Genomic DNA, 11,118 nt, shown 5'->3' with positions numbered 1-11,118 from the left:
GGTTGCCGGATGCGCACGTGGAAGCGCCGACCGCGGGCTCGGTGATCCTGGCAGGCATTCTGTTGAAGCTCGGTGGCTATGGCTTCCTGCGCTTCTCGCTGCCGATGTTCCCGGTGGGATCTGCGGTGATGACCGATCTGGTGCTGTGGATGTCGGCGATCGCCATTGTCTACACCTCGCTGGTGGCGCTGGTGCAGGAAGACATGAAAAAGCTGATCGCCTATTCCTCGGTCGCCCACATGGGTTACGTGACCATGGGCATCTTTGCCGCCAACCAGCAGGGTATCGACGGCGCCATCTTCCAGATGCTGAGCCACGGCTTCATCTCGGGCGCGCTCTTCCTCTGCGTCGGCGTGATCTATGACCGTATGCACACCCGCGACATCGACGCCTATGGCGGTCTGGTGAACCGGATGCCGGCCTATGCGCTGATCTTCATGTTCTTCACCATGGCCAATGTCGGCCTGCCGGGCACCTCGGGTTTCGTCGGCGAATTCCTGACCATCCTCGGCATCTTCAAGGCCAACACCTGGGTGGCGCTCTTCGCGGCATCGGGCGTGATCTTCTCGGCCTCCTACGCCCTGTGGCTCTACCGCCGCGTGGTCTTCGGAGACCTGATCAAGGAAAGCCTGAAGTCGATCACCGACATGACCAAGCGCGAGAAATGGATCTTTGCACCGCTGGTGGCGATGACCCTTCTTTTGGGGGTCTACCCGCCGCTGGTCACCGACATCATCGGCCCGTCGGTCGAGGCGCTGATCAACAATTACGAAACCGCACTGGCGCATGCCCCTCTCGGGGACACGCAAATCGCGTCGCATTAAGGAGAGCTTGAGAACATGATCCAGGCTGATCTGAATATCATTCTGCCGGAAATCCTTCTGGCGCTCTATGCGATGGCGGCCCTTGTCGGCGCGGTCTATGCCGGCAAGGACAAGCTGGCATCGACCCTGACCTGGGCCACCGCCGGCGTCTTCGTGCTGGTCGCCGCGTGGATCGGCGTCAGCGGCGACGGTGCGCGCGAAGCCTTCGCAGGCATGTTCCAGGACGATGCCTTTGCTCGTTTCGCCAAGATCACCATCCTGCTCTCGGCCGCCGCGGTGCTGGTCATGGGGCAGGAATACATGAGCCGGCGCGGCATGCTGCGTTTCGAATACCCGGTGCTGGTCACGCTGGCCGTGGTCGGCATGATGGTGATGGTCTCGGCCGGAGACCTGATGGCGCTTTACATGGGGCTCGAGCTGCAATCGCTGTCGCTCTACGTGGTGGCCTCGATGCGCCGCGACTCGGTGAAATCCTCGGAAGCGGGTCTGAAATACTTCGTGCTCGGCGCGCTGTCTTCGGGGCTGCTGCTGTTCGGCTCTTCGCTGGTCTACGGTTTCGCCGGCACCACGCTTTTCGCCGGCATCATCGAAGCTGCCGGTCACGGCCAGGCCGGGATCGGTCTGCTGCTGGGCCTGACGCTGGTCACTGCCGGTCTGGCCTTCAAAGTGTCGGCGGTGCCGTTCCACATGTGGACCCCGGACGTCTACGAGGGCGCGCCGACCCCGATCACCGCGTTCTTTGCCACCGCGCCGAAAGTGGCGGCGATGGGGCTGTTTGCCCGGGTGCTGCATGACGCCTTTGGCGGCGTGGTCGGCGACTGGCAGCAGATCATCGCGCTGCTGTCGGTGCTGTCGATGTTCCTTGGCGCCGTGGCGGCGATCGGGCAGACCAACATCAAACGCCTGATGGCCTATTCCTCGATCGCCCACATGGGCTATGCGCTGATGGGTCTGGCGGCGGGCACGGCCTTTGGCGTTCAGGCGCTGCTGATCTACATGGCGATCTATGTCACCATGAATGTCGGCACTTTCGCCTTCATCCTGACCATGGAAAAGGACGGCCAGCCGGTCACCGACATCAGGGCGCTGAACATGTATGCGCGCCGCGACTCGGGCCGGGCGCTGGCGATGCTGGTGCTGCTGTTCTCGCTGGCTGGCGTGCCGCCGCTGGTCGGTTTCTTCGGCAAGTTCTATGTGCTGCGCGCGGCCTATGACGCCGGGCTGGCCTGGCTGGCGGTGCTCGGGGTCGTGGCCTCGGTGATCGGCGCCTTCTATTACCTGCGCATCGTCTACTACATGTATTTCGGTGACGAGGGCGAAGAGCTGGACCGCGGCCGCTCGCCGGTGCTGTGGGGCCTTCTGATGGGCTCGGCGGCGGTTATGGTGCTGGGGGTCGTCAACCTGTTCGGCATCGAGGGCATCGCCCAGGCCGCGGCCGCGACGCTGGTTCAGTAATCGCCGGTGACGGCTGTTGAAAGAATGTGACGCGCCCCCCAAGGGCGCGTCGCTTTGTTTTTTTTACGCCTTCGGCGAGAGTATTTGACAAAGAGATGAAAGGGGCGGCGATGGCATGGCCTGAAGGATATGGCAGGCGGGTTCTGGCCGAGGTCGACAGCACCAATGCCGAGGCGGCGCGGATCGCCCCGACCCTGAGCGGGCCGGAATGGATCCTCGGCCTGCGCCAGACCAGGGGCCGGGGGCGGCGCGGGCGCCCATGGACCGACCCTGCCGGCAATTTCTCGGCAACGCTGGTGATGCGCCCGTCCGAGGGCCCCGAGCAGGTTGCGCTGCGCTCCTTCGTCGCCGCGCTGGCCCTGTTCGACGCCTTTGTCGACGTCACCGGGCGGGCCGAGGCGCTTTCGTTGAAATGGCCCAATGACGTGCTGCTCAACGGCGGCAAGGTGGCCGGTATCCTTCTGGAGAGTGCCGGAATGACAGGCGGCGCGGTGAGCCATCTCGCCATCGGCATCGGCGTCAATCTCAGTGCCGCGCCCGAGATCGGCGAGGTCGAGCCGGGGGCGACACGGCCGGTGTCGCTGTTGTCGGAAACCGGTTGCAGGGTGACACCTGAGGAGTTTCTCGAGGTGCTGGCCAGCGCCTATGCGCGCTATGAGGCCCAGTTTTCGACCTATGGCTTTGGCCCGATCCGCGAGGCCTGGCTGGCGCGCGCCGCGAAGCTTGGCGAGGTGATCACCGCCCGGACGTCACGTGACGAGACCACCGGCACCTTTGAAACGGTGGACTTGGCGGGCAATCTGGTGTTGAAGACGGCCCGAGGGTCTGTTGCGATACCGGCGGCGGATATTTTTTTCTGAACTGGGTCAAAAGAGGGACCGGGGCATGCTTCTGGCGATCGACTGCGGCAATACCAACACTGTGTTTTCGGTCTGGGACGGAACCCGGTTCCTGTGCACCCTGCGCACCTCGACCCACCATGCGCGCACGGCGGATGCCTATTTCACCTGGTTCTCGACCCTGATCAAACACTATGGCATCGAGACCGACATCACCGAGGTGATCATCTCGTCGACCGTACCGCGGGTGGTGTTCAACCTACGGGTCTTTGCCGACCGCTTCTTCAATTGCCGGCCGCTGGTCGTCGGCCGGCCCGAGTGCCTGCTGCCGACCGAGGCGCGGGTCGATGCGGGCACCATCGTCGGCCCCGACCGGCTGGTCAATACCGCCGGCGCCTTCGACCGCCACGGCGGCGACCTGATCGTCGTCGACTTCGGCACCGCGACCACCTTCGACGTGGTCGACAATGACGGTGCCTATATCGGCGGGGTGATCGCGCCCGGCGTCAACCTCAGCCTCGAGGCGCTGCACAATGCCGCCGCCGCCCTGCCGCATGTCGACATCGCCAAGCCGCAACACGTGATCGGCACCAATACCGTCGCCTGCATCCAGTCGGGGGTGTTCTGGGGCTATGTCGGGCTGGTGCGCGAGATTTGCGAGCGGATCACGGCCGAACACGGGCGCGAGATGAAGATCATCGCCACCGGTGGGCTGGCGCCCTTGTTCCAGCAATCGGTGACGTTGTTCGACAGTTTCGAAGAAGACCTGACCATGCACGGGCTGACCGTGATTCACAATTACAACAAGGAATACGCCGCGTGAGCAGTGAGCGACTGATCTACCTGCCCCTGGGAGGGGCCGGTGAAATTGGCATGAATGCCTATGTCTATGGCTATGGACCGGAAGGTGAGGAGCGATTGATCCTTGTCGATCTCGGCGTCACCTTCTCGGATATGGAGGGCAGCCCCGGGGTCGACCTGATCTTTCCCGACATCACCTGGCTGACCGAGAACAAGGACCGGCTCGAGGCGGTGTTCATCACCCATGGCCACGAGGATCACATCGGCGCCGTGGGCCATTACTGGGAAAAGCTTGGCGTGCCGGTCTATGCGCGCGCCTTCACAGCCAACCTGGCCCGTCACAAGATGGCCGACCGCGGCCAGCCGGCCGAAGAGGTGGTGACCGTCGGACCCTGGCCCGACATGACAGGGGCGGGGCCGTTCTCGGTCGGGTTCCTGCCGGTCAGCCACTCGATCCCGGAAAGCGCGGCGCTGGTGATCGACAGCCCGGCCGGGCGGGTGATCCATTCCGGCGATTTCAAGCTCGATCAGACCCCGGTGGTCGGCGAGCCCTTTGACCCCGATCTCTGGGCCGAGGTCAGCCGCGACGGGGTCAAGGCGCTGGTCTGCGACAGCACCAATGTGTTCTCGGGCTATGCCGGCCGCTCGGAGGCCTCGGTCGGCCCCGAGATCGAGGCGCTGGTCAAGGCGGCGCCGCAGGCCGTGGTGGCGACCACCTTTGCCTCGAACGTGGCGTGGGTGAAGACCCTGGCCGAAGCCGGCGAGCGCGCCGGACGCTCGATCTGCCTGATGGGGCGGGCGATGCGGCGCATGATCGAGGCCGCAATCCAGGAGGGCGTTCTGACCTCGTTCCCGAAGGTCATCAGCCCCGAGGACGCCCGCGCCGTGCCGCGCGAGAGCCTGATGCTGCTGGTCACCGGATCGCAGGGCGAGCGCCGCGCCGCATCGGCCCAGCTGGCGCGTGGCAAGTACAACGGGATCGAGCTCCAGGCCGGAGACCTGTTCCTGTTTTCCTCCAAGACGATTCCGGGCAACGAACGCGGCGTGATCCGGATCATGAACCAACTGTCCGAGAAAGGCGTCGACGTGGTCGATGACAGCAACGGGCACTACCATGTGTCGGGCCATGCCAACCGGCCCGACCTTGAGCGGTTGCAGGACATCGTCAATCCCGAGATGGTGATTCCCAACCACGGCGAACATCGCCATCTGCGCGAACATGCCCGGATCAGCACCGAGCGCGGCCGCGCCTCGGTGGTGGCGGTCAACGGCACCATGGTCGATCTGACCGCAGCGGCGCCGAAAGTCTGTGGCTTTGTCGAAACCGGGCGCACCTATCTTGACGGGGCGACCCAGATCGGCGCCCTGGACGGGGTTGTGCGCGACCGCATCCGCATGGCGCTGAACGGTCATGTGGTGGTGACGGTGATCCTTGACGAAGAGGACGAGCCTCTGGGCGAGGCCTGGTGCGACATCAAGGGGCTGCCCGAAGAGGGGCGCAGCCGGGCGCCGCTGGTCGAGGTGCTGGAAGAGGACCTGAGCCAGTTTCTCGGCCGCGCCGGTGAAAAGACCCTGCGCGACGACGACAAGCTCGAGGGCGAATTGCGCCGTATCGCGCGAGGCACCTGCGCCGACGAGATCGGCAAGAAACCCGAAGTCACCGTGGTGGTCAGCCGGCTGCGCTAAGGCGCGGCCGATCCCCCCCCACGGGGCAGATGGCAGGTGGAAAAGACAAGGCCGGGCAATTGCCCGGCCTTTTTAGTGTTCTGTTGTCCGCAGGAGCGGCGCTGCGCCGGTTAGTCGGCGCGGCGCTCCTCGAAGCTGAGCGCGATGAAGCTGGGCAGGTGATCGCCCATGCCGGTGACCTTTTCGTCGCGTCCGCCACGGTCCTGACGGCCGCGTCCGCCGCGCGTTCGCGTGGACTTGCCCTTGGCCGTGTCGGCCTTGGTGTCGGGGCGTTCCTCGCGCGGTTCCTTGCGGGCGCGGCGCGATGCCTTGGGCGTTTCTTCCTCGGCAGCTGCTGCCTGTACGGCGGTCTCGTCTTCGCTCTTGCGGCGCGATTTGCGCGGCTCGGGCTCTGACGGGTTCCCGACGCGGGGGATCTCTTTCTGGATCAGCTTCTCGATCGCGTCGAAAGCCTTTTCGTCGCGCGGCCCGCAGATCGTGAAGGCCTTGCCCTCGCGCCCGGCGCGGCCGGTGCGGCCGATGCGGTGGACGTAATCCTCGGCATGGCCCGGCACGTCGAAGTTGAACACGTGGCTGACGCTGGGCACATCGAGGCCGCGCGCGGCAACGTCCGAGGCAACCAGAATGCGCAGCTCGCCGTTGCGGAAGGCGTCCAGGGTCCGGGTGCGCTGCGACTGGTCGAGATCACCGTGGATTGGGGCCGCGTCATAGCCGTATTTCTTCAGCGACTTGGCGCAGATATCGACATCGGTCTTGCGGTTGCAGAAGATGATGGCGTTGGTGCAGGCCGCGCCTTCGCTGTCGATCAGCGCGCGCAGCACCCGGCGCTTTTCGCTGCCTTCGCGGTCGCGGCGGCTGGCCTTGAACATCACCACGCCCTGTTCGATGGTCTCGGAGGCAGTGGCCTGCCGGGCGACTTCGATCCGCGCCGGCGCCGACAGGAAGGTGTTGGTGATGCGCTCGATCTCGGGCGCCATGGTGGCCGAGAAGAACAGGGTCTGGCGGGTAAAGGGCGTCAGCGAGAAGATGCGTTCGATATCGGGGATGAACCCCATGTCGAGCATGCGGTCGGCTTCGTCCACCACCATGATCTGCACGCCGGTCAACAGCAGCTTGCCGCGCTCGAAATGGTCGAGCAGACGGCCCGGCGTGGCGATCAGCACGTCGACGCCACGGTCGATCAGCGCATCCTGTTCCTTGAACGAGACGCCGCCGATCAGCAGCGCCTTGGTCAGTTTCAGGTGTTTGGAATAGGTGTCGAAGTTCTCGGCCACCTGCGCCGCCAGTTCACGCGTCGGGCACAGCACCAGGCTGCGCGGCATGCGGGCTCGGGCGCGGCCACGCGCCAGCAGCGACAGCATCGGCAGGGTGAAGCTGGCAGTCTTGCCAGTGCCGGTTTGGGCGATGCCCAAGACGTCGCGCCCTTCGAGAGCGGCGGGAATCGCGCCTGCCTGAATGGGGGTCGGAGTTTCGTAACCCGCTTCGCCGATCGCTTTCAGCACCTTCGGGTTGAGGTTCAAGTCGGAAAATTTTGTCATGCGTATCCGTGGTTTACGGACATTTCCGGCCCGTAGCGTATGATGGGGTCGGGCCCGTTCGGCCCCGTGGTTTGCCACAGTTGCGACCCACGCGCGGCTTGTACTGAAAAAACAGCCAGAGGTCAATCAAAGCCCGCTCATCGGGGCGTTTTGTCACCAATCCGTCAACATTGCCGGCGCCAGCCGGGGAAGTGTTTCCGCCGCTTGGCCCCAAGATCGAGCCGGAAGCGCCGCAACAGCCCCTCGGCCTCGAGCCGGGCAAGAAGCTCGGGGCGCGCCAGGCAGACCTCGTCGAAAAAGGCGCGCAGCGCCGCCGCGCCGCCCTCGGCGTGAAGATGGCTGAAGACCTCGTGCAGCGACATGCCCCCCGAGGCGGCGGGGCGGGCCGGTTGCAGTTCGGCCCGGTAGGATCCCTTTTCCAGCCGGTAGGCCATCAGCTTCTGCCAGCCCTGCCAGCCGGGCACGTGAACATGGCAGAGGTCGACCGCGCCGAGCTTGTCCTGGGCGGCGATCTCCTGGCCGTCGCGAAAGGCGCGGTGGATGCGGAACTCGAGGTCCGGCAGGCCGGTGCGGACCAGGATCTTGCCGATGAAATGGCTGACGAATCCGCCCCGAAGGTAGCTGCCGAACTGCGGGTAAAGCGCCTGTTCAAGGGCCGTGGTCTGCGGCGATCGCGGCATCCAGGCCTTGCAGTAGGTCAGCGTCGGATCGAGCCCCGCCACCTCGTCGCTGCACAGGGCTTCGGCGGGCATCAGCCGGGCGCAGAGCTGATCCTCGGGCAGGGCGGCGAGCAGCTCGCCCAGGGGGCGCGACGACGGGCAGACGAATTCGTCGACGTCGATATGCAGCAGCCAGTCGAGATCGCGCACCCCGGCGTAGCAGCGGGTGGCATTGGCGGTCTGGCGCAGCTGGTGCTTGGCCGGTTTCTTGCCGCCGCCGGCGCGCCAATAGGCGCCGTCGGTGCGGGTCACGCTGACCTGGGGGTGGCCGGCAAGCGCGGCCTCGGCGCGCGGGTTCTGGTTGTCGAGAAAGACATGGATCTGGGCCGCGCCCTGGTCGAGATGGTAGGCGACGAAATCCAGCACCTCGCGCGGCGGTGCCTTGATCGTGGCGACGATTCCCCAGCGGTCGCTCATGCGCGGTCCAGTTTCTTGGCGCGCATGGTCATCAGGCGGCGGAACAGGGTGCCGGGGTCGCGGTTAAGCTCGCGCATCAGGTTGTCGGCCAGCGGCGCGATGCCGGGATCAGTCAGCGCCAGATCCCAGACCGGGGCCAGAATATTGGCGTCCAGCCCGCCGTTTCGAAGTGCGAAATGCTCCATCTGCATCGGCAGGTCGGCCTTGGACCGCTTGCCGAACCTGAATTCAACTTCGGGGTCCTGGCCGCTGTAAAGACGCTCGAACTCGTAAAGCTTCATCAGGCCGAACAGCATCCGCATGGCCTGTCCGACCTGACGCTGCACATCGGTGGCACCATGATCGGCAAAGGTCATCACCGACGACACCTGCCAGCGCAGATCCAGTGCCGCCAGAAGGTGGTCGTGCTGCTCGGCCCAGAGCCGCAGGAACAGCGGCGCGGCCTGTTCGGGGGCGCCGGACTTGCGCAGGTTGGAGATCAGCATGGCGTTGAGATAGGCGAGCTGCGAGTTGCCGACGAACTCCTTGGCGATGGCGCGCCGCTTGGTGGCCCAGGAGGAATTCCTCTGCGGCTCGTGCGGCTGTTTTTCGGTCGCCTCGGGCGGCACTTTCGCCCGCGCCATCGCGTCCAGGTCCGCGTCGATAGGCGGCAAGGATTCCCTGTAGAAAACAAAGGGTTCCCGGCGGGAGTTGTAGCGTTCATTGAGGCTTTTCAGCCCCTCGGGATAGGTCAGTTCATTGCTCGACATGGCGCATGATTGCACGGGGAAATGCCCCGTGCAATCGCCCATCCTGGCGGTTCGGGCTCAGACCATCATTTCCTTGGTCGCGGACAGTTTGACATCCGGGTAGTCACGTTCGACCCGGTCGATATCCCATTGCAGACGGGTCAGGTAGACCACGTCTCCGTCATGGTCATACGAGATGTGCTGCTTGTTGGAATTGACAAATTTGTCAATCGCTTGCCGGCCGCCGCTGACCCAGCGCGCGCTGGTGAACTGGCTTGGTTCAAAGCGCACCGGCAGCCCGTATTCCATCTCGATCCGGCTCGCCAGAACCTCGAATTGCAGCTGCCCGACCACCCCGACCACGAAGCCCGCCCCGATCATCGGCTTGAACACCTTGGCGGCGCCTTCCTCGGCGAATTGCATCAGCGCCTTTTCGAGATGCTTGGATTTCATCGGGTCGCCGGCGCGGATGCCCTGCAAGAGCTCGGGCGCGAAGGAAGGGATGCCGGTGACGCGCAGCGCTTCGCCCTCGGTCAGCGTGTCGCCGATGCGCAGCTGGCCATGGTTCGGGATGCCGATGATGTCGCCGGCCCAGGCCTCTTCGGCCAGTTCGCGGTCCGAGGCGAGGAACAGCACCGGGTTGGAGATCGCCATCGGTTTCTTGGTGCGCACATGGGTGAGTTTCATGCCGCGTTTGAAATGGCCCGAGGCCATGCGCAGAAAGGCGACCCGGTCGCGGTGCTTGGGGTCCATGTTGGCCTGCACCTTGAACACGAAGCCGGCGACCTTGGTTTCCTCGGGGGCGATCTGGCGCGGCTCGGCCGACTGGGTCTGCGGCTCGGGTCCGAAATCGCCGATCCCGTCCATCAGCTCGCGCACCCCGAAGGAGTTGATCGCCGAGCCGAACCAGATCGGCGTCATATGCCCCTCGAGCACCGCCTGCGGGTCGAGCGCGGGCAGCAGCTCGCGGGCCATCTCGACCTCTTCCAGCAGCTGCTCGAGCAGATGCGCCGGCACGTGCTCGGCCAGTTTCGGATCGTCGAGCCCGTTGATCTCGATGGTGTCGGCGACGACGTTGCGGTCGGCGCGGTCCATCAATTGAAGACGGTCGTTCAAGAGATCGTAGCAACCGAGAAAGTCGCGCCCGACGCCGATCGGCCAGGAGGCCGGGGTGACGTCGATGGCGAGGTTTTCCTGAATCTCGTCGATGATCTCGAAGGTGTCGCGGCTTTCGCGGTCCATCTTGTTGCAGAAGGTCAGGATCGGCAGGTCGCGCAGGCGGCAGACCTCGAACAGCTTGCGGGTCTGGCTTTCGACCCCCTTGGCGCCGTCGATGACCATCACCGCCGCGTCGACCGCCGTCAGCGTGCGATAGGTGTCTTCCGAGAAATCCGAGTGGCCGGGCGTGTCGACCAGGTTGAAGCGGAAGTTGCGGAAATCAAAGGACATGGCCGAGGCCGAGACCGAGATGCCGCGATCCTGTTCCATCTTCATGAAGTCCGAGCGGGTGCGGCGGGCCTCGCCCTTGGCGCGCACCTGTCCGGCCATCTGGATGGCGCCGCCGTAAAGCAGGAATTTCTCGGTCAGCGTGGTCTTGCCCGCATCCGGGTGCGAGATGATCGCGAAGGTGCGGCGGCGGGCAATCTCGGCCGGTAGGGCGGGGCGGTTTGGCGTCTGGTCTAGCATGGCACCGCTATAGAAGGGCCGGGGCGGCGGTGCAATATGGCGATGTCGGCGGGGGCGCCGCCCCCCGGCGTCTTTTTGCAAAAGCCGCCGTCCCCCGGGATATTTCGGGCAAGAGAAAGACCGGGCAGGGGGGCACTGAAAGACCCGGGTCGGCTATTTCGAGGAGGCGCGGCGCAACAGGTCGACGGCATCGGGGCGGTCGAGCAGGTTTTCATGCACCTCGTAGTCGTGATGGCGGCTTTGAAGGCCGGGCTGCGGCCGTTGCAGCGCCTTTTCCACCTCTTCGGGCAGGATCGGGCGGGTGCGCTGGTCGGCCTGCATGGTTTCGGCCGAGATGCCCTCGGCGAAGATGATCTGATGGGTGTCGAACAGGAGCTGGTAGTATTCGACGAAACCGCCCTCGACCGCGCGCACGCTGTCGCCGT

At 65.0% G+C, this 11,118-nt stretch carries 10 protein-coding genes; 5 read left to right on the top strand and 5 right to left on the bottom strand.

The genetic code is table 11. The features are described 5' to 3' along the window. The 5 genes from ABZD10_RS09055 to ABZD10_RS09035 all read left to right on the top strand — a co-directional run. On the top strand, positions 1 to 824 hold an 824-nt coding region (locus ABZD10_RS09055), incomplete at its 5' end, for an NADH-quinone oxidoreductase subunit M (RefSeq protein ID WP_372885954.1). 15 nt (positions 825 to 839) lie between these two features. Continuing rightward, positions 840 to 2,279 carry an NADH-quinone oxidoreductase subunit NuoN gene (gene nuoN / locus ABZD10_RS09050; protein WP_372885952.1) on the top strand — a complete coding sequence of 480 codons (1,440 nt, stop codon included), beginning with the start codon at positions 840 to 842 and terminating at the stop codon, positions 2,277 to 2,279. 110 nt (positions 2,280 to 2,389) lie between these two features. Continuing rightward, the gene (locus ABZD10_RS09045; protein ID WP_372885950.1) at positions 2,390 to 3,139 is read left to right on the top strand and encodes a biotin--[acetyl-CoA-carboxylase] ligase; all 750 of its coding nucleotides are present in this window, start codon (positions 2,390 to 2,392) and stop codon (positions 3,137 to 3,139) included. A gap of 25 nt (positions 3,140 to 3,164) precedes the next feature. Further along, a complete protein-coding gene (locus tag ABZD10_RS09040) occupies positions 3,165 to 3,941 on the top strand; it encodes a type III pantothenate kinase (RefSeq protein WP_372885948.1) in 777 nt (258 codons plus the stop codon). Then, positions 3,938 to 5,605, top strand: a complete 1,668-nt coding sequence (locus tag ABZD10_RS09035; RefSeq protein ID WP_372885947.1) for a ribonuclease J — start codon at positions 3,938 to 3,940, stop codon at positions 5,603 to 5,605. Before ABZD10_RS09040 ends, ABZD10_RS09035 begins: the two co-directional genes overlap by 4 nt. Before the next feature lie 110 nt (positions 5,606 to 5,715). On the opposite strand, the gene ABZD10_RS09030 is transcribed toward ABZD10_RS09035, so the two are convergent. From ABZD10_RS09030 to ABZD10_RS09010, 5 genes are all read right to left on the bottom strand, one after another. Next, a complete protein-coding gene (locus ABZD10_RS09030) occupies positions 5,716 to 7,143 on the bottom strand; it encodes a DEAD/DEAH box helicase (protein WP_372885946.1) in 1,428 nt (475 codons plus the stop codon). A gap of 164 nt (positions 7,144 to 7,307) precedes the next feature. Next, a complete protein-coding gene (locus ABZD10_RS09025; RefSeq protein ID WP_372885945.1) occupies positions 7,308 to 8,279 on the bottom strand; it encodes a glycosyltransferase family 2 protein in 972 nt (323 codons plus the stop codon). Beyond that, positions 8,276 to 9,028 (bottom strand): hypothetical protein, encoded by a 753-nt coding sequence (locus tag ABZD10_RS09020; protein WP_372885943.1) that lies wholly within the window; start codon positions 9,026 to 9,028, stop codon positions 8,276 to 8,278. Before ABZD10_RS09020 ends, ABZD10_RS09025 begins: the two co-directional genes overlap by 4 nt. A 57-nt stretch (positions 9,029 to 9,085) precedes the next feature. Further along, entirely contained in the window at positions 9,086 to 10,693 is a 1,608-nt protein-coding gene (locus tag ABZD10_RS09015; RefSeq protein ID WP_372885942.1) for a peptide chain release factor 3, read from the bottom strand. Between the two features lie 153 nt (positions 10,694 to 10,846). Further along, a partial coding sequence (locus tag ABZD10_RS09010) for a Hint domain-containing protein (RefSeq protein ID WP_372885940.1) occupies positions 10,847 to 11,118 on the bottom strand: 272 nt, incomplete at its 5' end.

It is taken from the genome of Shimia sp. (assembly GCF_041624275.1).
Lineage (GTDB): Bacteria > Pseudomonadota > Alphaproteobacteria > Rhodobacterales > Rhodobacteraceae > Shimia.
Note: the sequence above shows the minus strand (reverse complement) of the source record. Positions and strands in the feature narration are given on the sequence as shown.